This window comes from Brachybacterium halotolerans, from assembly GCF_016623465.1.
Taxonomy (GTDB): Bacteria; Actinomycetota; Actinomycetes; order Actinomycetales; family Dermabacteraceae; genus Brachybacterium; species Brachybacterium halotolerans.
The window spans coordinates 380,456-404,554 of record NZ_JAEDAJ010000002.1 but is presented as its reverse complement, the minus strand read 5'-3'; the positions used below and the strand labels follow the sequence as shown (position 1 = coordinate 404,554).

25 protein-coding genes are annotated in these 24,099 nt (G+C 68.7%); 13 read left to right on the top strand and 12 right to left on the bottom strand.

The annotated features are described in order from the left end of the window. Nucleotides 1-6: 6 nt before the first annotated feature. From I8D64_RS05960 to I8D64_RS05945, 4 genes are all read right to left on the bottom strand, one after another. On the bottom strand, nucleotides 7-1,182 hold the full coding sequence (locus I8D64_RS05960) for a low temperature requirement protein A (RefSeq protein WP_200501585.1): 1,176 nt from the start codon (nucleotides 1,180-1,182) through the stop codon (nucleotides 7-9). Between the two features lie 180 nt (nucleotides 1,183-1,362). Further along, entirely contained in the window at nucleotides 1,363-2,025 is a 663-nt protein-coding gene (locus I8D64_RS05955; protein WP_200501584.1) for a response regulator, read from the bottom strand. Continuing rightward, nucleotides 2,022-3,308 carry a sensor histidine kinase gene (locus tag I8D64_RS05950; RefSeq protein ID WP_200501583.1) on the bottom strand — a complete coding sequence of 429 codons (1,287 nt, stop codon included), beginning with the start codon at nucleotides 3,306-3,308 and terminating at the stop codon, nucleotides 2,022-2,024. Before I8D64_RS05950 ends, I8D64_RS05955 begins: the two co-directional genes overlap by 4 nt. After that, on the bottom strand, nucleotides 3,305-4,216 hold the full coding sequence (locus tag I8D64_RS05945) for a CPBP family intramembrane glutamic endopeptidase (RefSeq protein WP_200501582.1): 912 nt from the start codon (nucleotides 4,214-4,216) through the stop codon (nucleotides 3,305-3,307). Before I8D64_RS05945 ends, I8D64_RS05950 begins: the two co-directional genes overlap by 4 nt. A 235-nt stretch (nucleotides 4,217-4,451) precedes the next feature. Between I8D64_RS05945 and I8D64_RS05940 the strand changes: the two genes are divergently transcribed. Both I8D64_RS05940 and I8D64_RS05935 read left to right on the top strand, forming a co-directional pair. Next, on the top strand, nucleotides 4,452-5,078 hold the full coding sequence (locus tag I8D64_RS05940) for a DUF5134 domain-containing protein (RefSeq protein WP_200501581.1): 627 nt from the start codon (nucleotides 4,452-4,454) through the stop codon (nucleotides 5,076-5,078). A gap of 70 nt (nucleotides 5,079-5,148) precedes the next feature. Beyond that, on the top strand, nucleotides 5,149-6,492 hold the full coding sequence (locus I8D64_RS05935; RefSeq protein ID WP_200501580.1) for a PepSY domain-containing protein: 1,344 nt from the start codon (nucleotides 5,149-5,151) through the stop codon (nucleotides 6,490-6,492). A 320-nt stretch (nucleotides 6,493-6,812) separates the two neighbouring features. On the opposite strand, the gene I8D64_RS05930 is transcribed toward I8D64_RS05935, so the two are convergent. The 4 genes from I8D64_RS05930 to I8D64_RS05915 all read right to left on the bottom strand — a co-directional run bounded on the left by I8D64_RS05930 (nucleotide 6,813) and on the right by I8D64_RS05915 (nucleotide 9,982). Further along, entirely contained in the window at nucleotides 6,813-7,631 is an 819-nt protein-coding gene (locus tag I8D64_RS05930; RefSeq protein WP_343068453.1) for a ferredoxin family protein, read from the bottom strand. A 137-nt stretch (nucleotides 7,632-7,768) separates the two neighbouring features. Next, entirely contained in the window at nucleotides 7,769-9,004 is a 1,236-nt protein-coding gene (locus I8D64_RS05925) for a cupin domain-containing protein (RefSeq protein ID WP_343068452.1), read from the bottom strand. After that, the gene (locus I8D64_RS05920; RefSeq protein WP_200501578.1) at nucleotides 9,001-9,258 is read right to left on the bottom strand and encodes a BatC protein; all 258 of its coding nucleotides are present in this window, start codon (nucleotides 9,256-9,258) and stop codon (nucleotides 9,001-9,003) included. Before I8D64_RS05920 ends, I8D64_RS05925 begins: the two co-directional genes overlap by 4 nt. Nucleotides 9,259-9,760: 502 nt before the next feature. Next, entirely contained in the window at nucleotides 9,761-9,982 is a 222-nt protein-coding gene (locus tag I8D64_RS05915) for a hypothetical protein (protein WP_200501577.1), read from the bottom strand. A 370-nt stretch (nucleotides 9,983-10,352) separates the two neighbouring features. Between I8D64_RS05915 and I8D64_RS05910 the strand changes: the two genes are divergently transcribed. The 4 genes from I8D64_RS05910 (at nucleotide 10,353) to I8D64_RS05895 (ending at nucleotide 11,922) form a co-directional block, all read left to right on the top strand. Continuing rightward, the gene (locus I8D64_RS05910) at nucleotides 10,353-10,631 is read left to right on the top strand and encodes a hypothetical protein (RefSeq protein WP_200501576.1); all 279 of its coding nucleotides are present in this window, start codon (nucleotides 10,353-10,355) and stop codon (nucleotides 10,629-10,631) included. 530 nt (nucleotides 10,632-11,161) lie between these two features. Next, the gene (locus tag I8D64_RS05905) at nucleotides 11,162-11,320 is read left to right on the top strand and encodes a hypothetical protein (protein ID WP_200501575.1); all 159 of its coding nucleotides are present in this window, start codon (nucleotides 11,162-11,164) and stop codon (nucleotides 11,318-11,320) included. Between the two features lie 113 nt (nucleotides 11,321-11,433). Then, a complete protein-coding gene (locus tag I8D64_RS05900; protein WP_200501574.1) occupies nucleotides 11,434-11,610 on the top strand; it encodes a hypothetical protein in 177 nt (58 codons plus the stop codon). Nucleotides 11,611-11,766: 156 nt separating this feature from the next. After that, a complete protein-coding gene (locus tag I8D64_RS05895) occupies nucleotides 11,767-11,922 on the top strand; it encodes a hypothetical protein (RefSeq protein ID WP_200501573.1) in 156 nt (51 codons plus the stop codon). Between the two features lie 46 nt (nucleotides 11,923-11,968). Here I8D64_RS05895 and I8D64_RS05890 read toward each other — a convergent pair whose 3' ends face one another. From I8D64_RS05890 to I8D64_RS05875, 4 genes are all read right to left on the bottom strand, one after another. Further along, nucleotides 11,969-12,313, bottom strand: coding sequence for a hypothetical protein (locus tag I8D64_RS05890; RefSeq protein ID WP_200501572.1), 345 nt, complete (start codon nucleotides 12,311-12,313; stop codon nucleotides 11,969-11,971). Beyond that, on the bottom strand, nucleotides 12,310-13,299 hold the full coding sequence (locus tag I8D64_RS05885) for a hypothetical protein (RefSeq protein WP_343068450.1): 990 nt from the start codon (nucleotides 13,297-13,299) through the stop codon (nucleotides 12,310-12,312). Before I8D64_RS05885 ends, I8D64_RS05890 begins: the two co-directional genes overlap by 4 nt. 381 nt (nucleotides 13,300-13,680) lie before the next feature. Beyond that, entirely contained in the window at nucleotides 13,681-13,887 is a 207-nt protein-coding gene (locus I8D64_RS05880; protein ID WP_200501570.1) for a hypothetical protein, read from the bottom strand. 555 nt (nucleotides 13,888-14,442) lie between these two features. Further along, nucleotides 14,443-15,591, bottom strand: coding sequence for a TetR family transcriptional regulator (locus I8D64_RS05875; RefSeq protein WP_200501569.1), 1,149 nt, complete (start codon nucleotides 15,589-15,591; stop codon nucleotides 14,443-14,445). A 119-nt stretch (nucleotides 15,592-15,710) separates the two neighbouring features. Between I8D64_RS05875 and I8D64_RS05870 the strand changes: the two genes are divergently transcribed. The 7 genes from I8D64_RS05870 to I8D64_RS05840 all read left to right on the top strand — a co-directional run bounded on the left by I8D64_RS05870 (nucleotide 15,711) and on the right by I8D64_RS05840 (nucleotide 24,017). Then, nucleotides 15,711-17,030: an MFS transporter gene (locus I8D64_RS05870; RefSeq protein ID WP_200501568.1), complete on the top strand. Its 1,320-nt coding sequence runs from the start codon at nucleotides 15,711-15,713 to the stop codon at nucleotides 17,028-17,030. 79 nt (nucleotides 17,031-17,109) lie between these two features. Continuing rightward, the gene (locus tag I8D64_RS05865; protein WP_200501567.1) at nucleotides 17,110-18,903 is read left to right on the top strand and encodes a glycoside hydrolase family 3 protein; all 1,794 of its coding nucleotides are present in this window, start codon (nucleotides 17,110-17,112) and stop codon (nucleotides 18,901-18,903) included. A 53-nt stretch (nucleotides 18,904-18,956) separates the two neighbouring features. Continuing rightward, nucleotides 18,957-19,790: a histidine phosphatase family protein gene (locus I8D64_RS05860; protein ID WP_200501566.1), complete on the top strand. Its 834-nt coding sequence runs from the start codon at nucleotides 18,957-18,959 to the stop codon at nucleotides 19,788-19,790. Between the two features lie 868 nt (nucleotides 19,791-20,658). Beyond that, nucleotides 20,659-21,432: a TetR/AcrR family transcriptional regulator gene (locus I8D64_RS05855; protein WP_246482762.1), complete on the top strand. Its 774-nt coding sequence runs from the start codon at nucleotides 20,659-20,661 to the stop codon at nucleotides 21,430-21,432. A gap of 138 nt (nucleotides 21,433-21,570) precedes the next feature. Further along, nucleotides 21,571-22,455, top strand: coding sequence for a beta-keto acid cleavage family enzyme (locus tag I8D64_RS05850; RefSeq protein WP_200501564.1), 885 nt, complete (start codon nucleotides 21,571-21,573; stop codon nucleotides 22,453-22,455). A gap of 60 nt (nucleotides 22,456-22,515) precedes the next feature. Then, nucleotides 22,516-23,580 (top strand): 3-hydroxyacyl-CoA dehydrogenase NAD-binding domain-containing protein, encoded by a 1,065-nt coding sequence (locus I8D64_RS05845; RefSeq protein ID WP_200501563.1) that lies wholly within the window; start codon nucleotides 22,516-22,518, stop codon nucleotides 23,578-23,580. Continuing rightward, a complete protein-coding gene (locus I8D64_RS05840) occupies nucleotides 23,577-24,017 on the top strand; it encodes a thioesterase family protein (RefSeq protein ID WP_200501562.1) in 441 nt (146 codons plus the stop codon). The genes I8D64_RS05845 and I8D64_RS05840 overlap by 4 nt, the downstream gene beginning before the upstream one ends. Nucleotides 24,018-24,099: the final 82 nt, after the last annotated feature.

The following is a 24,099-nucleotide window of genomic DNA, read 5'->3' as shown; positions in this document are numbered from 1 at the left end:
GACGGGTCAGCGGGCCGACGTCCGCGGCCTGCGCCAGACCATCACCGCGACGAGCAGCACCATGACGATCGTGGTGAGGGCGATGGGCAGGGGCACCAGCGGATCGATCAGCACCACGAGCACCGCGAGCGCGATCGAGGTGCTCACCACGGCGTCGGCCGAGCGGCGGATCACCACGCACCACATGCCCACCAGGAAGATCGCGATCGGCAGGGAGACCGCGTACGCGGCGGCCGTCGGACCGATCTCCGACTCGCCCATGGCGACATCGACCTCGAGCTCGACGCCCACGGAGAATGCGCCCGCGGCCGCGAAGATCACGTAGTGGCCGTAGCCGTAGAGCAGGGAGCTGCGCAGCGAGCCGATTGCCTCGTGGTGGGGCGGCCAGAAGTAGATCCACCACAGTGCGGCGGTCACGATCAGGCACATTGCGCCGAGCGGGACCAGGTCCGCGAGCGGGACCTCGGCGTCGCGCGCCTCGATGATCGCGTGGGAGGACGCGAGCAGGCTCTCTCCCAGCAGGATCAGGGTGAATCCGCCGTAGCGCTCGGTGATGTGCTCGGGATGCCAGGGGGTGCGCCCGCGCTGCTCCGCGATGACGGGAACGCTGATCTCCGCGAGGATCAGGAAGATCGCCGCGGGGATCAGCAGGCCGTGCGGCAGCAGGAGCATGAGCACCCAGAGCGCCTGGACGATCGCGATGCCGACGGCGTAGTGGAGGGCCGCTCGCCGCGCCTCGCCCGTCGAGGACGGCGTCGCCGCCGCCCGAAGCCACTGCACGACCATCGACAGGCGCATGACCACGTACCCGGCGATCATCACGCCGAAGGAATCGTGCTCGAAGACGGGGCCGATGCCCGCGGCGACCACCATCACGCCGCCCATCTGGGCGATGGTGAGCACCCGGTAGAGCCAGTCGTCGGTGTCGAACGAGGTGGCGAACCAGGTGAAGTTCATCCACGCCCACCAGATCGCGAACAGCGCCATCGCGTAGTGGCCCACACCGCCGGCCACGTGCGACTCGGCGAGAGCGTGGTGGAGCTGGACGCCCGCGATGCTCACGGCGATCACGAAGACCAGGTCGAAGAACAGCTCGAGCGATGAGCCTGCCCGTCCCTCCTCGTGGGGGTCGCGGGGGTGCATCGGCAGCAGCCGCCAGCGGGAGGCGGTGGTCGTGGTCATGGGCACCTCGGAGGGGGTGGGGATGGGGGCGCGTGCCTGCGCCTGTGCGCGAGCCTCGAAGAGCGTACGCGGAGCGGCGAACGATCCGCATGCCGCATGCCGCATGGGTGCAGCGCGGGTGCGGGCGTTGCGTCGGGCCGGACCGGTGCCCCTCGATCCGATCCATGCGCTCGCCATCGCTCACTCCCGCAGATCGACCACGCGGTTCTGATACGCCCACACCACGGCCTGCAGGCGCGAGGCCACGCCGAGCTTCGGCAGCATCCGTGCGAGGTGGGACTTCACGGTCGAGGCCTCGACGTGCAGGTGCGCGGCGATGTCCGCGTTGCTCATGCCCTCCGCCAGCGCACGCAGGATTTCCAGCTCCCGCGGGGTGAGGACGTCCTCGGCGCCGCTGTCCGGGCGCACGACGACCGGCTGCAGGCGTCGCCGCTCGGCGACCTCGCGGAGGATGCGGCGGGTGAGCGACTGGTCGATCGTTCCGCGACCCGCCGCCACCTGCCGCAGAGCGTGCGAAATCAGGTCCGGGTCCGCGTCCTTGAGGAGGAAGCCCGCGACTCCCGCCTCGAGAGCGCCGAAGACGTACTCGTCGAGGTCGAACGTCGTCAGCATGAGCACCTCCACCTCGAGCTCGCGGACCGCCTCGGCGACCTCGATGCCGTTCATCCCGGGCATGCGGATGTCGAGGCACGCGACGTCGGGCCGCAGCTCGCGGATGAGCTCGAGCGCCTGTGGGCCGTCCTCCCCGACGCCCACCACCTCCATGTCCGGCTCGGCCTCCAGCAGCGAGGCGAGGCCCTTGCGCACGAGAGCGTGGTCGTCCGCCAGCACCACGCGGATCATGTCGGTTCCTCCCTCTGCTGCGGCTGCCCCGAGACGACGCCGTCACGGGGCAGGTCCAGCGTCACGGACCAGCCTCCTGCGCCGGTGGGGCCGTACTCGAGGCCGGCACCCACCAGTTCCGCCCGCTCCCGCATGCCGATCAGACCGAACCCTCCGGTGCGGCCGGGCTGCGGACCGGGGCGCGCCGGTCGCCCGTTGACCACGACGATCCGCACCCGCTGCGCGGAACGCGCGTCGACGCGCACCTCGCAGTCCGCCGCGGGGGCGTGGACGGCCGCGTTCGCGAGTGACTCCTGGACCATGCGATAGCCCACCAGCTGCGCGAGCGCGCCGACATCGGCGCCGGGGTCCGCGCCCTGCGGCTCCACCGTCAGTCCGATCTCCGCCCCGGCAGCGCGCCGCTCGTCCACGAGCTGCGGGAGAGAGGCGAGGGACCGGTCGGCGAGCGGCACCGCGTGCTCGTCGCGCAGCAGGCCGACGAGGCGCCGCAGGTCGCGCAGCACGGCGGTGCTCTGCATGCGGATGTCGCGAGCGGATTCCTTCGCCGCCTCCGGTGCAGGGTCCACCTGGCGCTCGAGTGCGGAGGCCAGCATCGCGATGCCCGACATGTGGTGGGCGGCGATGTCGTGGAGGTCGCGGGCGACGGCGGTGCGTTCGGCGGCGATCGCCACGGCGACCTGGGCGTCCTGCTCCCGGCGCAGGGCCGTGAGCTCCCGCTCGTGGGCGGTGCGCGCCTGCCGGCGGCTGACCACGATCAGGGCGAGGAGGAGCGGCACGCCGATGACGATCACCCCCTGCCCGATCCCGGCGAGGAGGGCCTGGACGGCGCCCGCATCTTCCGATCCGAGCGTGTTCACGGTCGTGGCCAGCACGGTGAGCGCGAGCATCGCCCCCGCCACAGGGGCGAGATGCTCGCGGCGGAGCCGGATCCCGGCGACGAGGGCGGCCCACAGCACCGCGACGGTCGTGGTGCCGAAGGCGGTGCCCGGGGCGAGGACGGCGAGCAGCAGCGGGAGCGCGCTCACCACCACCGCTGCGAGGCGCGGGAGGGGCCGGAGCAGGGCGAGCGCCGCCGCTTGGGCGAGCAGCGTGAGCAGGACCGCCCACCATGCGGCCGAGCCTGCGGGAGGCGCCCCCATCGGCTCGCCTCCCGCCCGTTCGAGCAGCGGGATCGCGAGCAGTGTTCCGGCGGCGATCGCGAGGCAGCACAGCGCCGCCACGGCGTCGCCCCTCCGTGGGGCGGGGCCTCGCCATGGCGGCGCTGGACTCGTGCTCGCCGTCATGAGCTCGACGGTAGCTCCTGGCGGCGGGGGAGGGACGTCGGAGCGGGAAGCGTCGGCTCCGGGGGACGCATGCCGAGGCGTCCTCGCGTGGCGAGGATGATCCCTGCCGCCGCGACGACGGCCGCCACGGCCAGCAGCGGGTACACGTACTGCGCCGCGATCGACGGGAACATGGCCGACCACAGCACGGAGGCGAAGGTGTTCGCGCTGACATGCATGAGCATCGACAGCGGCAGCGATTCACCGGTCCGGTTGAACACCCAGGACATGACGATGTTGAAGCCGAGGCAGAAGAGGGTGAAGGCGAGCAGGCCGGTCACGCTGCGGCCGGGCCCGTCGGCCCAGTCGGTGAGGAACAGCGGGTAGTGCCACACGGCCCACACGGGCCCCAGGATCGCGGCGGACGCGAGCGGGCTGCGCTGGTGCTGGAGGCGGCTGAGGGCGAAGTCCCGCCAGCCGGGCTCCTCCGCGAGGCCGGTGGTCAGCAGCTGCAGCACCAGCATCGGCGCGTACAGCGCGAGCAGCGCGACCGGGGGTGCGACGACACTCCCGCCGACGGCGAGAGAGGCCGCGGTGCCGACAGCGGTCAGCCCTGCGGGGACCGCGAGCAGGGCGATCGCGTACCAGCGCCAGTTCGCGCGCCACCGGAACAGACGCCCCGCCCAGGCGCGCAGGCCGGCGCGGCCGTCCACGACGGCGGTGACGATGAGCGCGGAGCCGACGGGACCGAGGAACGCCCCCGGGATGACGCCGAGCAGCTGTGTGGAGCCGAGCACCACCGGGTAGTCCACGTCGATGATGCCGAGGCCGCTGGTGGAGAGGATGTAGTTGAGCCACCCCAGCCAGCTGAGACCGCAGGCCAGGAGGAAATAGCTGAGGACGGGACGAGAACGGATGAGGTGCACCATGGAGGGCCTCCGGTCGTAGAGGGGCGCTGACTCCTCCACGGTCCACGGTGCGAGGACGCGCTTCGAGACCCGTTCGGGCGAATCCGGGATCTTGCATCTTTGGATGCAGGCCGGCTCTGGCGACCTCGGGGGCGGGTGTCCGGATGGGTGGCTTCCTCCCCTGGGATCGACGGGGCATCGACCGACTGCGCCGACTCGTCGTGCGTGACTTCTACATCGCGTAGAGTACGGGCTTGTGATCGAAGCCCCGTACTCCGTGCTCCTGTCCGTCGTCTTCGTAGTGACGGCGGTGATCTGCATCCTGCACTTGGCCCAGGCTCGTCGTTCTGTCGGTACTTCAGACCCGCACCATGCTGCGCATCAGGGGCCGGTGGCGACCGCGGTGCACGTGAACCACCTGGTGATGAGTCTGGCGATGCTGCTGATGGTGTGGCGCCCGGTCGGGCAGGTCGGCACGTGGGTGCAGGTCATCATCTTCAGCGTGTTCGGTGTGCTGATGCTCGCCGGATTGCCCTCGGTCCACGGCTGGGTCGAGCGCGTGGGCGTCTTCACGCATCTCGTGTTGAACGCGGCGATGGTCTGGATGCTGCTGGCGATGCCGTTGCTGATGGGACACGCGATGGATATGTCCTCGGATGAGCATGCCGCTCACCACGGCGGCGGGTCGATGGACTCGATGCCGATGCAGATGACTCCCGCACCAGCGTGGGCGACCACCGTGAACTGGGTCGCTGTGAGCCTGAGCTTCGTGGTCGCCGTGTGGTGGCTCGTGCGGATCCTTCGCGAGCGTGGGCACCGCGTTCACGCTGCTTGCCACCTGTTGATGGCTGCAGGGATGGCCCTCATGCTCGCCCTGATGTGACCCCTCCACTCCCCTCCTCTCTCCTCTGGTTGTTCTGCGAAAGGCCCGCCCCATGACGACTCACGCTCCCGTGCGCCCCGCTGGCGGCGGCACCGCGAAACCTCGACGTCTGCGAGACGAGCTGCGCGAGCTCCTGTTGCGCCTGCACTTCTACGTGGGTCTGTTCATCGCCCCGTTCCTCCTGGTCGCTGCCGTCACGGGAATCCTGTATGCGCTGACCCCGCAGATCGAGCAGGTCGTCTACGACAAGGAGCTGCACGCGAGCGCTCCCGCGAACGGAGAGAGCGTCGCCTTGGCGCAGCAGGTGCAGGCCGCGCGAGCCGCCGTGCCAGATGGCACGATCGCCGAGATCCGGCCGCCCAAGGACGCGGAGTCCACGACCCGCGTCACCTTCGATTCTCCGTCAGCGGAAAAGGATCGCCAGCTCACGGCGTTCGTCGACCCTCACACCGGCAAGGTGACCGGGGTGCTGAACACGTTCGGGGAGTGGCTGCCGCTGCGGACGTGGTTCGATGACATGCATCGCCATCTGCATCTTGGGGACCCTGGTCGCGTCTACAGCGAGCTCGCCGCCAGCTGGCTATGGGTCCTCGCGCTTAGCGGGATCATCACCTGGATCACCCGCAAGATCCGCAAGCGCTCCACCCGCGCCTACCTTCTGCCCACCAGGAAGGGCCCGCAGCGGCAGCGGTCGATGAGCCTCCACGCCACGGTCGGAATCTGGGCCGCGATCGGACTGTTCTTCCTTTCTGCCACGGGCCTGACCTGGTCCCAGTTCGCCGGAGGGAACGTCTCCGCCCTACGCGCGAGCCTGCACTGGTCCACCCCCACCGTCGCCACCGACACCACCAACACCCCAGCCGTTGCGCAGGATGATGTCCCGCAGACCGCTCAGAAGGTCCTCGAGGTCGCCCGCGGCCACGACCTCGGTGATCCCGTCGCAATCACCCCTGCGAACGACGGTGGAGCGTGGACTGTCAGCCAGGTCCAGCGATCGTGGCCTCTCAAGCAGGACTCGCTCGCGATTGACCCCAGCTCGGGAAGCGTTGTGGATTCGGTGAAGTTCGAAGACTGGCCGCTGGCCGGGAAGCTCGCTGAAGCGGGCATCTCGCTCCACATGGGGATCCTGTTCGGCTGGGTGAACCAGCTCGTGCTCATCGCCGTCGCCGCAGTCGTGATCACCCTGATCGTGATCGGCTACCGCATGTGGTGGCGCAGGCGACCGAAGGGACCGGGGGCCGGGCTGCCGAAGCCGCTGGGGCGACGGGTCGACACCGCCGGCGCCTATGGGATCCTCCTCGCCGCCGCGGCGATGCTCGGAGTCCTCCTGCCGCTTCTCGGGGTGTCCCTGATCATCTTCATGGCGGTCGACCTCGCCCGACAACTGCTCGGTGCCCACCGCAGCATGTCCTGACGGCGGTATGAAAGCGCCCCGCCCCTTCTTCAGCCGAGGGCGGGGCGCATTCGTGCGAGGCGGTCACCAGTCGTGCATGGTGCCGTCGGTGAGCCGGTTCACCGGCAGGTAAGCGGGCGAGTAGTCGTGGGCTGCGCCGGCCCGGTCCCGAGCCCCGGCGTGTCGCCCGGGTGCAGGAGACCGTCGGCGAAGGGCCGTACCTGCAGCTTGCAGATCTGTCACAAATGCACCGTTTTGAACGGTGCGCGACGGGGACGAGGCACCTCGATCTGCGGCTGTTCTAGGACGTGCCCATCTTTTCAGTTTGTCCGCGCGGTGGTTCACTGGCCAGGTGGGGAGGTGAAGTGGAGGGACACGGGCTCGTATGTGCGCACGGGTGCTGCGATGCGTGCGGCGCAGGTGCTGAGAAGCGGTTGTGACCAGTCTTCATTCAGGCGCACACGAACGGTCTGGTGGGCGTGGGCGAGGGCAACCGTCCATTGCGACCCTGTTTGGTGGATGGCGTCTGGGAGTGGTGGGAGAGTATCGATGTGGTCCTCGTCGAGCTCTTGCCGGGCGAAAGCCTGTGCGGCTTGGATGACGTTGGGGAGGCTGCTGCGACCGCGGAAGAGATCCCGGACGATCCTGCCCTCGCGAGTTGCGGTGAGGATCTCGTGGGCGCGCTCGGCAGGGACCCTGCCATAGCAGAGCCCGTGGGGCAGGACGATCATCGTGGTAGCGAAGCGATCGCCGCCGAGATGCGAGCACTCCCAGGTGTTCTCCGGGTCTGCATGGGCGAGAGCTTGTGCAACGGGCCGGCCGCGCACGGCGCAGCATCTGTCGTGCCGTGCGTGGGTGCACACGAGATACGCCGGTTCCGTTGTGGGGTGACCTGTTGAGCCGTCCAGCGGGATTTCGAGCAGTTCAGCGGGGTCATCAACGCTGCCCCAGCGCATCGAGATTCGGCCCTGCCGGGCGTCGGCGATCGCCCATCGGTGTCCGGATGATGCCCGGCGTTCATCGGCCCGTCGCCCGAAGCGGCGGATGGCGACGGGGCGCAGCCCGGCAGCTTCGGCCCGGCGGACGATGGCCCTTCCGATGTCCGTGTTGATCCGGGACTGGAGAAAAGCATGTTCGCCCCAGGAGCCGTCGATCTCCACAAGCAGCCACTTGGCTCCGAAGCCGGCGGTGCCGACGAGCGAGTCCCTTCGGTCCCGCGAACGGTCACTGCACGGAGCCCAGCTCCCTGCATCGCCGTCGGGAGAAGTCGGCGGGACGTTGGTGGGGACTTGTGCTGTCACCGTGGCACCGCGATGCCCTCCCGCAGGAGGCGCCGGGCGACCACAAGAGAGGATTCGTGGTCGAGGGCCGGTAGTTTCCCAGCCCTCTGCTCGGTCTGATGCAATGCGTGGATGGCGGCGCTGGCCTCCGCGGGAAGCGTCACTGTCTTGGTGCGCAGCACAATCCGCACAGTGTCCCCGTCATCTTCAATCCGCGTCTGCAGGGCGTCGCGCCACGCCAGGAGAGTCTGCGGGCCGAGGTCGGAGAGGAGATCGACAGTTGCCAGCGGGCGGACCGGTGCCGGTCTTGTGTCCTCGACGAAGCGACGCTGCATGGAAGCAGCGATCGCCGTGTCATCGATCGAGTGCTCGAGGAGATCGCGGGTGGCCCGGATGGTCTCGGCCAGATCCCCCGAGAGCGAGGCGGAGTCGGTGTAGTCAACGCCGAGTGCGAGAGGAGCACGGAGCGCCTCCTCGTCCCCCGCGGCAGCGAGGATGCGCTGCAGAAGATCATGCCGTGTGGTTGCGCGTACCCCGATCGTGAGGTGAATGGATGTTCCCCCTCGGGCAACTGCGGAGTGCAACCACCCGCGAGGAAGGTAGAGCACGTCACCGGGTTCGAACACCTCGTCGATGACGGGCTCGCCAGATGCTGCCTCTTCAACCTCGGGGCGATAGTCGCTCCAGGGCTGGCCCGGAAGCGGATGGCGATGCACCGGTTCGTGGATCGTCCAGCGCTTGGCACCGGCGATCTGGATGACGAACACGTCGTGGGTGTCGTAGTGAGGGTCAAATCCGCGTGAGGAGGCGGGGGTGATGTAGGCATTCACCTGCGCGGGATGCCCCAACTCCTCGACAAGACGGCGAGTGAACCGAGAGATCGGCTCCCACGTGCGGTGTAGGCCCTGCAGCACGAGCGTCGCACCGTTCGCGAAGTTCTCGAGCACCTTGCCGGAGTCGAGCTGGTCACCCACCTCGGCCCCGACGCCGCCGGGGGCGGTGAACATCGATGGGTTCAGCACCCTTCCTTCGGATGCCATGCGCACGAACGGCGTCCGCAGCGCCCGCTCGGCAACGAGCTCATCGACCGCTTCCGCGCTGAAGAGGTCGTGGAAGTCGTCCGCGCGGCGGGTCAGTAGGGGCATTTCGCCCCAGTGCTCGCGAGAGAAGGTGTCTGTGTCGAGACGAGTGAGACGCGCGAGCGCGGGCCGATTGCTCGACCCGCGCTCGTCACGGATGTTGAAAGTGCTCACGCTGTGCCGTCCGCACCGCCATCGTGGCCATGCGGATTAGCGCCACCGTCAGCGGGCCCTTCGCCAGCTGCTGCCGTGCCGTCGGCACCGCCGTCGTGGCCATTGGGATTGGCGCCGCCGTCAGCAGGGCCTTCGCCAGCTGCTGCCGTGCCGTCCGCACCCCCGTCGTGGCCATGCGGATTAGCGCCGCCGTCAGCGGGGCCTTCGCCAATGCCCGGTCCCGTGCTGCTGATGTCGTCATCACTGATGCTCATGCGAGCCTCCTAGTACGTCCGAGACGGCGGGTGTGCCGCCGATCACGACGATAGCTGGAGTGCTCATGCGACGCGAGGGGTGCCGTGAGGCGCACGGCTCGGTGAGGCATCAATGAAGGAGGGGATGGGAGCGGTATGGGAATGCGAGTGCCGACACTTCTGAGCAGCGGTGCGTCGATAGGCACGATACCCAGCTCGAATATAACTGTGGATGATCCGAGACGCGGAAGCGGGCTGGGTGGAACGCCCCCGTCTACAGCATCGGTGACGTAGCGTGGGCGCTGGCGGCCATCGGGAGTTCCAGGGAAGGGACTGGTCGCCTCGAGCGGGGTCGTCGCTCCGCTCGACCGGCGCCCCCACCTCCCTGCCCGGGGGTGGGGCGCTTCCTTCGTATCGAGCCGTTGGGGTGACGCTCTGCCCGCTTGGCCGGTAGACTAGATCCCGGTGCCCCCTCCTGTCCTTGAAGCCCGGGAGGGGGCACTGCTCTGTGCACGCAGGTCCGTCACGGAGTCTCGGGGGCTTTACGGAGCTCCCGGAGTCGCCTTCTGACCGTGGGTTTCATCATTCCTGTTTGCCGGGCAATCATCGGCACGGTCTCGCCGAACAGGGCTGCCGCACGAACCCAGCCCGTCAACTTGACTTGAGCACTGCGCGCGCGGGCGGCTGCCTGCTCCAGGGAGTCCTCCTGACGGATCGTCTTCGCGATCGCCTCGAGGGTCGCCATGTCCTCGCTGTCCCTCTCCTCTGTAGAGGGTGGGTCCTGGTCGGAGGCGCCTGGACGCGAGAAGTAGTCGCCCACCATCCGTATGAGCGCGTCACGTTGGTCCTTGCTCATCCCTCGCGAAGCGGCTTGCACCCACGCACGTCGATCGATCGACACTGATCAAACCTCCGTCACCTGATTCACAACATCACCAGCGACCGCCTCTTTGCGACCCTGGGCTCACACCGTAGGGCGGCGTTTGCCCTCGCATGCAGTCCATCAGCTGAATTGGTTTCGGTCCATAACAATCCGGTCTCAGTCCTCCAGCACCCCGCAACCCGAGCCAACTACGGACTCCGCCGTCAAAGGCGCCCAGGAGTAGCCTTCGTCAATGGATGACATCGTCGCCCTCCACGCGAGCCACACCCACCTCTTCCCGGGCGCTCAGCTCCACGCTGACCGAGAGGACCCTTTCCTGGTGCTCCACACGGATGTCGTCATCCTGTTCAGCGACCATTCGCGGGCCGAGGGCGCGGTCCACCATTCCCGTGACGGCTTCATCCTCCAGGTCGACCGGTACGTCACGGACGCCGGGACGCACCTCGCCGCAAAGAGCTGGTCGCTGATGCCCGTCGACGGTGCCTTCAAGATTGCCGGCCGACTCATCTGAATCGCGAGGGCCGAGGGGCAGCGCTGCGAGGGAACTACTCGAATCGGATGATGGGCACCATATGCGCAGATGGGCGACATGGGTTACTTTGAGGTAACCGTGGCGCTCCTCCGCTTCGTCGAGCAAAGGAGCACCACGGTCGCCAGGTCCGGAACCACCCCCGATGACACGGTCCTGGACCTCCCCGGTGATGGGGTGCGCCGGCCGTCTTGACCCCCATCAAGGCGGCCGGTGAGGCGAAGCGTAGCCCCTGCGGTGACCGCTCGGTAACCCTCATCGGGAATCCGCCACAATGGACGTGCCGCAGGTAGGGGGAGCGCTCTCTCGCACTCAACCACCAGTGCTCTCAACCCGGGCGTATCATCCTCGTCAGGTGGCTTCTTCTGTAGAACGTCGGAGAGGTCCCCGCGTCGCGAGAGCAGCCACTCCCGCAACCCTAAGCGCCCCCATCTCCTCCGGGAGGCGGGGGCGTTTCCGCATTGCCCACATCCCCTTCACCAGAGCATGTGCCACAGGTAGCGTCTCCGGTCATGTGGACCGAGACCGAACAGCGCACCGTCGCCGGCATGCTGCACGCTGGCCCTGCGGAGGACATGGCCTCCGAGTACGTCGCCCTCGCGTGGGATCGCCATTCGGCACTGGTGAGTCCGCACGAAGCGCGCCTCGCCGTCGCGCGCTGGCGAGGCTAACCCGCACGGCGACGCACTCCTCGCAACGCCCCGCCTGGCCAGGAGCGCTCTCATGCTCGACGGGCACCCAGGCGCGGCCGTTACGGTGGATCCCTTTCCAAGGAAGGAATCTCATGGCCGACCACTTGATCGGCGACACCGTACGAATCACCACCATGCCTATGCGGGGCGTCGTCGGAACAGTCCTCGACATCGACGCGACCGGAGGCAAGTACTTGGTGCGCTCTGACGAGCGGTCTCAAGGCTGGTATAGCGAGACATCGCTCGAAGCCTTCGCCGGTGATAGCTGACCCGAGCGACTACCTATAGACAGTGAAGCGCCCCCGCCCCCTCCAGGAGATGTGGGCGCTTCCTGCTTCCGGGGACTAGGCACCCGACCAAGGACGGATTCTATCCGCTACTGATGACGGACCCGACACCGGAGTGCCGTGCATAGCGTGCTACGCATGAGTGAACTCTCCGCGCCCCACATCATCGCGATCGTCATCATCGTGGCCCTCGTGCTCGCCTTCGTGATCAGGCTGGCCATCTGGATCATCCGCCGCGGCGTCTCCGAGGGGCACCGCGACGCTGCACGACGAGGCCATCACGACCCGGAGTAACAGCGAAGCGCCCCATCCTGACCTCACGGTCGAGGTCGGGGCTTCGTCATGCCCGGCCCGGGTTCGCCTTCCTCCGCACGGAGGACCACCACGGGTTCGGTCGCCGCCCGTGGCCGCGCTTCGTGCCCGCGATGTTGATCCGCTCGAGCAGCCACCGGCGCAGGTGCTCCTCGAGCTCGTCGTCGCGGCCCGCCCATACGTGCGCGGTGTAGACGATGGTGTCGTCGGGCGTCGACACCCGCACGGAGTAGCGGGGCAGGGTGTCGTCGCGGTGCCAGGGCATCGACTCCACCGGTGTGCCGCCACGGATCGCGAGCCGGTAGCCGATGAGCACGGAGGAGATGATCTGCTCGATGGGCTCCGATGCCGTGTACCGCTCAAGCTCGCTCACGTTGACTGACGGTCGTGATTCGCCGAAGTTGCGACCGGGCCCGAGTCGCGCTCGTTCTCCTCGGTGTATCGGCGCTGGCGCTCGCGCTGCCCGTGCGTGAGGGTGCGGAGGTTCGTCTCCCGATCGAAGCTCGAGCCGAGTGCGCCGGCAACGACACCCATCGCCGCACTGAGCCACGCGATGTCAAGGTACGTCGCGAAGGTAGGTGTCTCCCCGATGATCGTGGCCATGTAATCCGGCGAGATGGCGATCAGCCCACCGGCCAGGATCAGGAGGACGAGAGCCAGGTAGAGGGCGACCACGCAGACCAGCAGCGTCATGACCGTGGAGAGGTTGTACAGCAGCACGACTCGAGCCAGAGAGCTCCGCTTCGGCGAATCCCACAACGCGTTGCTGACGATCAACCACACCACCATGGCGCCTATCGCGAGCACTCCGATGCTGAGCAGGCGCGGCGTCGAGAGGTACGTGGACATTGCCCAGATCGAGCTGTAGAAAATCCCGAACGCCCCGGTCGCTGAGGCCGCTGCCAGCGCGCTCGAGAGCCGTGGAGCGGTCTTGCGCGGTTCATTGCCGGCGACCATCCCCAGAACGGTCCGCACCCCACCGACCGCCGGGTTGGCATGGAGAGTCGAGTGGGCCCCCGCTTCTTCAGCGTCACTCCAGTGAAGCCAGGATCGACCGAACGGCGACGGATCGCGCGGTTCGCCCGTCGGCTTCATCCTCAGAATGCAGTCCATGAGGGTGTCCAGGATGCGTCGCCGGCTGGCGAACGCTCCGAGGGTCGGGCACGAGATCACCGCCACCTGCTCGTCGGGGAAGATCTCCGCGATCAGGGGTCTCCCGTCAGTGAGGCGAGGAATCTCCGTCAACAGCAGCACCACGTCCGGGCGCTCGTACTCCTCCGCAAGCTGCACTGCATCGCTGAGGTCGAGAGAGTTATCCGGCCGTAGGCGAAGCATCGCCGTGCGCGTGTGCAACTCCACCGGCGGACTGAACACCTCATTCAAATGTTCCTGAAGGTCATCCTTTATGGACTGTGAGCGCCGAGTCGGAAGCCCCGGATCCGACACCAGGAGCACTCGCACGCCACGGTACGAGCCATCTGTCATCGTGTGCCTCCAACTCTCTCGAACGTGTGCACCAGTCTCTCAGGTACTACGCTGCCTCCCAGTCGCCCGGATCCTGAGACTCCTCGCCACGGCGCGCCCACTCGTCACCGGCTGGCGGTGCGGGCGGCTCGAAGTACGGGTGCACCCGATGCTCGATCCTCATCCGCACCTCGTGCGCCCACTCAGCGTCCCGCTCACGCATGCTCCTCGCCATGGGAGCAGTGTGCTCGGCGGGCCGGACAATCGACCGCATGTTTATCGCCGCGGGTGCCGCTTGTTCGCTTCGGCCCAGGGTCGTGAGTGCCTGGCTGCGGTACGAGAGAGCGAGTCCAGTTGGTCGGGGGCGAACGGGCCGACGGTCACCTCGTCATCGTCGTTGGTGCAGGTGATCCAGATCGATCCGGAGTCGATGGTGATGGTGAGGCAGTCGCCGTCTGGGTCGGTGAGTTCGAGGGTAGTCATCGGAGGCTCCACCCATGTTCGGGGAGGTGCGCCTGCTCGTCGTTGGGCTGCTGTGCCGCTCCCGGGATCTGCGACCGATCGTACCTCCCGCACCGAAGCGGAGACTGTTTGCTCTGGTGGGCGCGATGAGCTTTCAGGGGCCAGTCGCAGGGGCGACCATGGCCCGCCGGGTCCGTCCCCGCGCTTGTCTGCCGGGGAAGTCCGCCTTCGTCCAGTACGCGGCGCAGGGAGCAAGGCCCGTGGGGTGCACCGAATCGTCTTGGTGCTTCCTGTGGGCGGTGGTGGCGTGACGGGGAAGGTGGGGGAGGGGGAGGGGCTGTCGAGCGGGGACCCGACAGCCGTGGGGATGGTGGGCGTCTGGAGGATGAGTTGCTTGGCGTGGGCGCTCGCAGAGCGATGACCACCACGGTGAGATGGGGGAAGATGTCGAGGACGATCACCGGCGCAGGCACGAGGACCGCGACGGGTGCCGTTGTCAGGACAGGGGTCGCGTAGCTGGGCGCGGTGCTGTCGTGCGAGGGCGTGCTTCCGGTCCGCCCGGGCGTCGACCCGTCGTCAGTCGCGCGTCGAGAGGTCCGCGAGCAGGCGTGCGAGGGTTCCGGGGACGTCCACCGCGTCGCGGTCGTACAGCCACTGGATCTGGAGGCCGTCCCACGTGGCCACGAACCAGGTCGCGGAGCGTAGCGGATCGGGGATCCCCGGTGCTTCGGCGCGCAACAGCTCGGCGAACCGGGAGACTGTGTTCCGGTAGCGCCGGGAGAAGTAGTCATGGGCGGGGTGGAGAGGGCTCGTCGCCTCGCACACCATAACTGTGTACAGCTCGACGAGGCCTGAGCTGAGCTCGTTCAACCGGGATCCGGTCACGAGATCAGAGAGTCGCATCCCGCCATCGGCGTCGAAGGTCTCGATGACCGCGTGGTCTCGCGCCTGCAGCACGGAGGCTAGCAAGTTGTTCTTCGTGCCGATGTGATGCACGAGGGTCGACTTCGAGACTCCCGCGTGGCGCGCGATCTCGCTGAGGCTGGTCGCGAGGAAGCCGCGTTCGGCAAAGAGTCGAGAGGCGTTTCTGACAATCTCTGCGCGCCGGCGCCGGCCCTTCGAGTACCCGGCTCCCGCCTCGCGCCCGAGGGCCTCCGCGGGGGGCTCGGGGAGGTCCCACGCGCGCCTTGGCGCGCCGGCGCCCCCGAGGAACGCGGCGAGCTCGTCAGGGACCTGTAGCTCGTCGATGTACAAGGACATGATCTGGAGACCGTCCCAGAGGGCACTGAGCCCTGGTTCGGGTGCCTGTCCAGGGTTGTCGAAACCGCCGCGGAGATCGCGGTACCGGCGTGCGAAATGGTCATGGGCCGGGTGTTGGCTGGGCGTCGCCTCCCCGGCGAGAACCGCGAACAGCTCGACGTACCCGGGCACGGCATCGTTGCGCCGGGCGAGTGCCATCGTGAGCTCGGGCCCCCGCAGCTCGGGATGCTCGCGGGAGAAGGCGATGTTCCCCTGCTCCCAGCGGTCCAGGAGCGCCCGGAGGATCGCGTCCTTCGACGGGTAGTAGCGCAGTACGGATGCGTGCGAAATCCCCGTGCGCGCGGCGATGTCGCGCAGCGAGACGCCGCCGAAGTCGCGTTCGGCGAAGAGCGAGCTCGCCGCGTCGAGCAGCTCGACCTCGCGCGCTCGACCCGCCGCGTACCGCTGCACCGTCGTCGTCCCCACGCTGACCTCCTCTGCAAGCTGGCCAATTCTATGCGAGAGCCAAGAAGCTAACCAATCGGTCGATTTTTGGGCTACGCTCCCCGTGGGCAGTGGCGCCCAGCACCGAAAGGATCACCCCCATGACAGAGTCGTCATCACGACCGGAATCGCTCTCCGCGGACCCGGAGAACCTGGTCGCAGCCGCCGCGTCGAGCGCCCCGACAACCCCTGGCCATGAGCCGCGCGGCTACGTACCCGCGCTGGCCGGGGCGAACTTCGGCATCTACGTGGCGCTGCTGACGCCGGTCATGGTGTCGATGGCTTTCAAGGTGCAGCACCTCTCGGCCACGACCGCCCAGGCCACCGCGGACCTGGGTCTCGTTCTGGGTGTCGGCGCTATTTTCGCGCTGGTCGCCAACCCGCTCGCGGGCCGACTCTCGGACCGCACCACCTCGAGCCTGGGCATGCGCCGACCGTGGATCATCGGCGGCGTCGTGGTCGGGTTCCTCGCGCTCGGCCTGATCGGTATCGCCTCCTCCATCTGGATCGTCCTCGTGGGCTGGTGCATCGCGCAGACCGCCATGAACGCCGTGCTCGCTGCCGCGAACGCCACCCTGCCGGACCAGGTGCCGACCGAGCGCAGAGGTAAGGCCTCGGGCCTGGTCGGCATCACGACGCCTCTGGGCATCCTGGCCGGCAGCCTCATCGTCAACTTCCTGTCGAACGACCAGACGCGGTTCATCGTGCCCGGGGCGCTCGCCCTCGTGCTGTGCCTGCTCTTCGGGATCACGCTCAAGAACCGCAAGCTCACCCAGAAGCCCGCGCACCGTTTCACGGTCGGCCAGTTCTTCGGATCCTTCCTCTTCAACCCCGTCAAGCACCCCGACTTCGGCTGGGCATGGATCACCAAGTTCCTGATCATGTTCGGCTACGCAGGCATTGCCACGTTCCTGCCCTACTACCTCACCGAGAGCTTCGGGCTCTCCGAGCAGGAGGCCGTCACGACGATTCTGCTCGCCAACATCGCCTCGACCGGTGCGATGGTGATCTCGAGTCCTCTCAGCGGGATCCTGTCCGATCGCATCGGCAGGCGCCGGATCTTCGTCACCGTGGCAGGAATCGTGATGGTGATCGGCCTGGTCACGCTGTCGCTGGCGCCGACGATCCCGCTGGTGATCCTCGCTCAGGGCATCATCGGCCTCGGCGCCGGTTCCTTCTTCTCCGTCGACCTGGCGCTGACCACCCAGGTGCTGCCGAACCCGGAGGACACCGCGAAGGACCTGGGCGTGCTGAACATCGCCAATGCGATCCCGCAGTCGATCGCCCCGGCCATCGCACCCACGATCATCGGGCTCGGAGCCATGACCCCGCTCGGCGGCTATGCCACGTGGTATCTCTTCGGCTCGCTCGTCGCCCTCTGCGGCGCGCTCCTGGTGTACCGCATCAAGTCCGTGAAGTGACCCGACCAACCGCCCGGCGGACGCCCGCCGAGGCATCCGAGACGAACGACCAGGACCAGGGACAGGAACACGGAGACAGATGAGCACCACCCCGCGACCCGAGACCACCCCCACCGCAGTGGGGATCGACCCGACCTTCCGCGACCCCGCGCTGCCGATCGACGCGCGGGTCGAGAACCTGCTCGGACAGATGACTGTCGAGGAGAAGGCTGGACTCTTCTTCCACGCCATGATCATGGTGGGGGTGGACGGCGAGCTCGCCGAGGCGGACCCGGCCTTCGGCCTGCCGTCGACCCCCGAGTACGTCGACGACAGGCGGCTCACGCACTTCAACGTTCTCGGCGAGACGCCCGAGGCCACAACCATGGCGCGCTGGCACAACCGTCTCCAGGACCACGCGCGCTCGACCCGCCTGGGCATCCCGGTGACCCTCTCCTCCGACCCGCGGCACTCCTTCACCGACAATCCGGGAGCCGCGCTGCTGGCCGGGTCCTTCTCGCAGTGGCCCGAGCAGCTGGGCCTCGCGGCGATCGGCGACGCCGACGTGGTCGAGGAGTTCGGCCGCATAGCCCGCGCCGAGTACACCGCGGTCGGACTGCGCGTGGCACTGCATCCGCAGATCGATCTCACCACCGAGCCCCGCTGGTCCCGCCAGATCGCGACCTTCGGGGAGGACGCGGAGCTGACCTCGCGGCTGGTCACGGCCTACATCCGCGGCTTCCAGGGCGAGGAGCTCGGCCCGGGGTCGGTCGCGACGATGACGAAGCACTTCCCCGGCGGCGGGTCACAGAAGGACGGCGAGGACCCCCACTTCGCCCATGGGCGCGAGCAGGTGTACCCCGGTCACAACTTCGAGTACCACCTGAAGCCCTTCGAGGCGGCGTTCGCCGCGGGCACCAGCCAGATCATGCCGTACTACGGGATGCCGGTCGGCACCGAGCTCGAGGAGGTCGGGTTCGGCTTCAACCGCGCCGTCATCACCAGGCTGCTGCGCGAGCGCTTCGGCTTCGACGGCGTCGTTTGCACGGATTGGGGACTGCTCACCGACGCCGCGATCATGGGCGACGAGTTCCCCGCGAGGGCCTGGGGGCTCGAGCACCTGAGCCCGAGCGAGCGCATCGTCGCGGCCCTGGACGCCGGTGTCGATCAGTTCGGCGGCGAGTCGTGCCCCGAACTGCTCGTCGACCTGGTTCGCTCCGGGGACGTGAGCGAGGAGCGGCTGGACGTCTCCGCCCGCCGTCTGCTGCGCGAGAAGTTCCGGCTGGGACTCTTCGACGATCCCTTCGTGGATGAGCTCAGCGCTTCCTCGATCGTCGGGAGCGCCTCGTTCCGCGAGGCCGGTGAGCGCGCGCAGCGCGCGGCGATCACAGTGTTGACCAACGATCAGGCGCTCCCGCTGCGCTCCGGCCTCTCGCTGTACGTCGAGGGCATCGACCCGGAGGTCGCCGCCGAGTACGGCACCGTCGTGGACGATCCGGCCGCGGCCGACGCCGCCGTGCTGCGACTGCGAGCGCCCTTCGAGGAGCGCGGCACGACCTTCGAGAACTTCTTCCACTCGGGCTCCCTGGACTTCCCCCAGCACGTGCTCGACCATGTGGCCGCGGTCGCGGCGCAGGTGCCGACCGTCGTCGACGTGTTCCTCGATCGCCCGGCGATCCTCGAGCCGATCGTGGACTCCGCGGCGGCCGTCGTGGCCGATTTCGGCGCGAGCCCGCGCGCCCTCCTGGACGTGCTCACCGGCGCGGCCGAGGCGAAGGGCCGGCTCCCGTTCGAGGTGCCGCGCAGCATGGAGGCCGTCCGCGCGAGCCGCTCCGACGTCCCCTTCGACACCGCGGACCCCCTGTTCCGCTTCGGCCACGGACTGACGCTGTGACCGGCCCCGCCATCCGGCGTGCGGCGGATTCCCCACACGAGACGGAGACCAGCATGAGCACAGCGCGAGTCACCCGGCGCGGCCTGGCCGCGGCAGCCGTGGCCACCGCGGCCACGACCTCCCTGGTCGCCTGCGCACCGTCGAAGGGCTCTGGCGGATCGGGTTCCGACGGAGCGGGTGCCGGCGGCGAGCCCGTGACGATCTACCTCACGCGCCACGGGGAGACGTTGCTCAACGAGCTCGACCGGGTCCAAGGCTGGGCGGACTCCCCGCTCACGGATCCGGGAAGCAAGGTCGCGAAGCAGCTCGGCACGGGGCTCGCGAAGGCGGGAATCGAGTTCGGCGGCGCATACTGCGCCGAAATGGTGCGCCACTACACGACCGCGCACGACGCGCTCGACACCGCCGGGTCGAGCCTCGAACCGGAGCGCGACGAGCGCCTCCGTGAGATGGCCTTCGGCCCGTTCGAGGGGGACAGGAACGCGGTCATGTGGGACGCAATCGCCGAGGATCAGGGATACGCGGACCAGAAGGCGCTGATGGCGGACATGGGGAAGCTCGACTACCTCGATGTCCTCGACTCGATCGCTGTCGTCGCAGGGGACACCGATCTCCCGGTGGAGACGTCGGCCGACGTCTCCGAGCGCGCCTTGAAGGCACTCGATGCGATCGGGGCTGCGCAGACGAAGGCTGGGGGCGGCAATGTCCTCGTGGTCTCCAGCGGCATCACCATCATGTGCGTCCTGACCACGCTGAAGGCGGACCTCAGCAACGTGCACGGAGGCATCGAGAACGCCGCCGTGAGCACCCTCGTCTACGAGGCGGGCACGTGGAAGGCGACGTCCGTGAACGACACCCACTTCGTCGAGGAGGGTGCCGCGGACTGACGCCGGCAGGCGATTCCATCCCGGAGAGCGCGGTGGCCGATTGTGAAGGCAGCGCCCCGGCTTCTGCGGTCTGCCGCTTCGCAGTCGTGCCTCCACTATCACGTTCGTGGTGGTGAAGCAGCATGAGGCGCCGCCGCTGCTGAAGGTGCTTGAACCACGCGCTCGTTCTCCTGGCGACCAGCACGTTTCCGGCGCGGGCGGGGCACAAAGAGTCGGTGGTGAAGGGAGTGAATCCGTGCAGTACCGCGGCCTGGTAGTAAGAGCGAAAAGCTCAGTCGACCCGACACCGATGGGCCGAATAGTCGTGCCTGGAGCCGTCTGACGGAAAAGATTCTGGAGGTGTCAGACTCCAGATGCAGAGGAGCACGTGATCGCAGGTGTTCGGGGGAGCGGAGGACGGCAGGCACGGTGTAAGGACATTGCGGCCTCGACCGCGCGGTAGCCCGCCAGTGTGGTCGCCTCATGGGTGCCTCGCGGCGGGTCACTTCCCGTGGCGCCGGGCTCTGACAGTGGCCGCGCCGTCAGCAGGACCTCGCCGGGTTCATCGCGGTTGTCGGGATAGCCGGAGCTGTCTGGGTTGCCACGGCCAGCTCGGACATCATGATGCTTGCGATTCTGGCTGACGACGAATCGAGGAGTTGCGATTCTCGCACGCTCCCCCTAGTCTCGTCGGGTGACATCGAGCGATCTTCCCCCTAAGCGGCCCGGCGTTCCGGGTGGCGACGCGGAGCTCGTGACCCATGAGCAGCGGTGGGTCGGTGCGCCAGCTCTTGGAGAAACGGCCCCGACCCAGCGAGATACCCGGATGGTCCGGTTCCGGACCGCAATCCAGGGGTCGGGGTTGTCGCAGCGCGAGGTCGCTCGGCAGATGCGGCTGGAGGAAACGAAGCTCTCGAAGTCCTTGAAGGGCGCGCGACGGTTCCAGCCTGACGAGCTGTTCGCCCTGGCGACCATCACCGGCGTGACAGTCAGCTGGCTGCTCACCGGCTCGGACTCGGATGCGGAGTCGGCGGCCGCTCCCGCGCGCAGCGCCCTGCCGGCCTGGGAGTCCCAGGCTCCCGCCGCGAGCAGTCTGCGGCGCCGGCGCATCGTCCAGGAGGCGTGGCAGCTCTTCGCCGATCGGGGATTCGCCCAGGTGCGAATCTCCGAGGTCGCGGCCGCTGCCGGCGTCTCTCCGCCGACCGTCCACTATCACTTCGAGGACAAGGAAGAGCTGTTCGCGGAGACCCTGCGGTACAGCGTGAAGCTTGCGTACGACCGGCAGGTCGCGGGTCTGGAGTTCGCCCAGCCTCCGCTCGACCGGCTCCGCGCGCTCGTGCGGATCCAGCTGCCGCAGGAGCCGCTCGTCCGCGAGGAGTGGTCGATCTGGGCGCAGACGTGGGCGATCTCCGCGCACAGCGAGTCGACCCGGGTGCACCACGCCGAGAGCTACGGCCGCTGGGAGAGCACGGTGAGGGACATCGTCGCGGAAGGGATCGCCTCGGGCGACCTCCGCGAGCAGCCCCTCGAGGACGCCGTGCTGCGGCTGACCGCGCTCTTCGACGGGCTCGGGATCCGCGTGCTCACGGGGCTGCTCGGCCCGGAGCAGATGCTCGCCATGGTCGATGCGCACATCGACGCCGAGCTCGCCGCCCACCCCTGACACCATCCCCGGGCGGGTCCGCGCACCCGCCCGCCCTCGCATCGCCAGGTCCGGCGACGGACCCGACGATCACCCTCTGCCGCGCGCGGCAGGACCGCCATGACCCCAGCAGCACGACACGAAGCCGAGGACATCCCCATGAACCGTCACGTCATCCTCACCTGCGCGCTCACCGGAGCCGGCGACACGGCGGGCAAGAGCGAGCACGTCCCGGTCGCCCCGCAGGAGATCGCGGATTCCGGGATCGCCGCCGCCCGCGCTGGCGCCTCCGTGATCCACATCCACGTGCGGGACCCCCGCACCCGTCAGGGCTCGCGCGAGACCGCCTTCTACGCCGAGGTCGCGCGCCTCGTCCGCGAGTCCGATGTCGACCCGGTCATCAACATGACCGCGGGGATGGGCGGCGACCTCGTCATCGATCCGAAGGACCCCACCCGCCACCTCGACGGCACCGACCTGGTCCCGCAGGCGGAACGCCTCGCACACGTCGAGGCACTGCGCCCGGAGATCTGCACCCTGGACTGCGGCACCCTGAACTTCGGCGAGGGCTCGAACATCTACGTCTCGACCCCCGACATGATGCGCGAGGGCGCGGCGCGGATCCGTGAGCTCGGCGTGAAGCCAGAGCTCGAGATCTTCGACACCGGCAACCTCTGGTTCGCCAACGTCATGTATGAGGAGGGGCTGCTGGACGATCCGCCGATGTACCAGCTGTGCATGGGCATCCCCTACGGCGCGCCTGTGAGCACCGGACTGCTCACCGCCATGGTGGACATGCTCCCGGCCACGGCGCAGTTCACGTCCTTCGGCATCGGCCGCCATCAGCTCCCGTGGGTTGCGCAGTCCGTCCTCGCCGGAGGGCACGTGCGCGTCGGGCTCGAGGACAACCTCTACCTGTCCAAGGGCGTGAAGGCCACCAACGCCCAGCTGGTCGAGCGCGCGCGCACCCTCATCGAGGGCATGGGCGCTCGCGTCGCCTCACCGAACGAGGCGCGCGACATCCTCGGGCTCGCCGCCCACTGACGCCCGTCCCACATCACCACACACAGCAGCACCGCCCAGGAAAGAGGAGACCACCACACCATGCCACTGCGCGAGCCCGGAACCATCGACACCGTCGGATGCGTCGGAGCGGGAACGATCGGCGGCGGCTGGGCCGCCTACTTCCTCGCCCACGGACTGCGCGTGCGCGTCTGGGACCCCAGCCCGACGGCCGGGGAGAAGCTCGAGCGGCTGATCGACGCGGCCTGGCCCGCCCTGACCGAGCTCGGGCTCGCCGAGGGAGCGGACCCCTCCGCCTGGAGCGTGCACAGCGACCTTGCCGAGGCGCTCGAGGGCGTCGGCTTCGTCCAGGAGTCCGCCCCGGAAGACCTCGCCATGAAGCAGGACCTGCTGGCAGAGGTCGCCGCCGCCGCCCCGCCGGACGTCGTCATCGCGTCCTCGACCTCCGGGTACTCGATGACCGAGATGGCCACGACGGCCGCGCAGGCGGGTCTCGCGGACCGGCTCGTCGTCGGCCACCCCTTCAACCCGCCGTACCTGATCCCTCTCGTCGAGGTCGTCGGCGGCGAGGCGACCGATGCGGCTGCCGTCGACTGGGCCGCCGAGTTCTACGAGCGGATCGGGAAGTCCGTGATCCGCATGGACCGCGAGGTGCCCGGCTTCATCGCTAACCGGCTGCAGGAGGCGCTCTGGCGCGAGGCGCTGCACATGGTGGACGCGGGCGAGGCGACGGTCGACCAGATCGACCGCTCGATCACCGACGGCCCCGGCCTGCGCTGGCCGCTGCAGGGCCCCATGCTCACCTTCGCCCTGGCCGGCGGCGAGGGCGGAATGGCCCACATGCTCGACCACTTCGGACCCTCGTTGCTCGCGCCGTGGACCCGCCTGACCGCCCCGGAGCTCACCGACGACCTGCGCCAGAAGGTCATCGACGGCTGCGAGGACGAGATCGCCGGACGCAGCTTCACCGAGCTCGTCGCCGCCCGCGACGCCTCGATCATCGCTATCCGCCGGCTCTCCCAGGAGCTGCGCGCCTCCCTCCCGGGTGCCGCCGAGAAGCCGACGACCGGCGGCGCGGGGGCGAACACCGGAGATATGGGCGCGAGCACCGGCGAGAGGGCAGGCGGCACGGGGGCGAGCGCATGAGCCTCACGACGTTCGCGACGCCCGTCCTGCCCGAGTGGATCGACTACAACGGCCACCTCTCCGAGGCCTACTACGTCCTCGTGTTCGGCTACGCGACCGACGAGGCGATGGCCGCCCTCGGCCTCGGGCCCGAGTACCGCGAGAGCACGGGCTGCTCGCTGTTCACCGTCGAGGCGCATGTGCGCTACCTCCGGGAGGTCGGGCCGGACGCCCGGCTCGAGGTGCGCAGCGACGTGATCGCCATCGCGGAGAAGAAGCTGCAGCTGGCCCACGAGATGACCGTCGACGGCGAGCCGGTCGCCACCGAGGAGCTGCTCGGCATCCATGTCGACCGGGGGACGGGGCGCGCCTCGGCCCTGCCCGCCGCGACTCGTGCCGCCGCGCAGGCGGCGCTCGCCGGAGCTCCCGCGTGGGCGGGACGGTCGGTGGGCGTCTGAGTGCCAGGGGAGACATCAGCGGCGGGCGAGACATCGGACCCGGGCAGGACATCGGGCCAGATCGACGCACGAGGAGGAGACA

Bases quoted from the DNA above. Each gene is read 5' to 3' on its own strand.
- I8D64_RS05950 (WP_200501583.1), bottom strand. From the start codon at position 3,308: ATGACGGCGAGCACGAGTCCAGCGCCGCCATGGCGAGGCCCCGCCCCA.
- I8D64_RS05955 (WP_200501584.1), bottom strand. From the start codon at position 2,025: ATGATCCGCGTGGTGCTGGCGGACGACCACGCTCTCGTGCGCAAGGGC.
- I8D64_RS05960 (WP_200501585.1), bottom strand. From the start codon at position 1,182: ATGACCACGACCACCGCCTCCCGCTGGCGGCTGCTGCCGATGCACCCC.
- I8D64_RS05895 (WP_200501573.1), top strand. From the start codon at position 11,767: ATGAGTGAACTCTCCGCGCCCCACATCATCGCGATCGTCATCATCGTG.
- I8D64_RS05910 (WP_200501576.1), top strand. From the start codon at position 10,353: ATGGATGACATCGTCGCCCTCCACGCGAGCCACACCCACCTCTTCCCG.
- I8D64_RS05900 (WP_200501574.1), top strand. From the start codon at position 11,434: ATGGCCGACCACTTGATCGGCGACACCGTACGAATCACCACCATGCCT.
- I8D64_RS05855 (WP_246482762.1), top strand. From the start codon at position 20,659: ATGCGGCTGGAGGAAACGAAGCTCTCGAAGTCCTTGAAGGGCGCGCGA.
- I8D64_RS05840 (WP_200501562.1), top strand. From the start codon at position 23,577: ATGAGCCTCACGACGTTCGCGACGCCCGTCCTGCCCGAGTGGATCGAC.
- I8D64_RS05905 (WP_200501575.1), top strand. From the start codon at position 11,162: ATGTGGACCGAGACCGAACAGCGCACCGTCGCCGGCATGCTGCACGCT.
- I8D64_RS05915 (WP_200501577.1), bottom strand. From the start codon at position 9,982: ATGGCGACCCTCGAGGCGATCGCGAAGACGATCCGTCAGGAGGACTCC.
- I8D64_RS05860 (WP_200501566.1), top strand. From the start codon at position 18,957: ATGAGCACAGCGCGAGTCACCCGGCGCGGCCTGGCCGCGGCAGCCGTG.
- I8D64_RS05945 (WP_200501582.1), bottom strand. From the start codon at position 4,216: ATGGTGCACCTCATCCGTTCTCGTCCCGTCCTCAGCTATTTCCTCCTG.
- I8D64_RS05880 (WP_200501570.1), bottom strand. From the start codon at position 13,887: ATGACTACCCTCGAACTCACCGACCCAGACGGCGACTGCCTCACCATC.
- I8D64_RS05920 (WP_200501578.1), bottom strand. From the start codon at position 9,258: ATGAGCATCAGTGATGACGACATCAGCAGCACGGGACCGGGCATTGGC.
- I8D64_RS05865 (WP_200501567.1), top strand. From the start codon at position 17,110: ATGAGCACCACCCCGCGACCCGAGACCACCCCCACCGCAGTGGGGATC.
- I8D64_RS05870 (WP_200501568.1), top strand. From the start codon at position 15,711: ATGACAGAGTCGTCATCACGACCGGAATCGCTCTCCGCGGACCCGGAG.
- I8D64_RS05845 (WP_200501563.1), top strand. From the start codon at position 22,516: ATGCCACTGCGCGAGCCCGGAACCATCGACACCGTCGGATGCGTCGGA.
- I8D64_RS05850 (WP_200501564.1), top strand. From the start codon at position 21,571: ATGAACCGTCACGTCATCCTCACCTGCGCGCTCACCGGAGCCGGCGAC.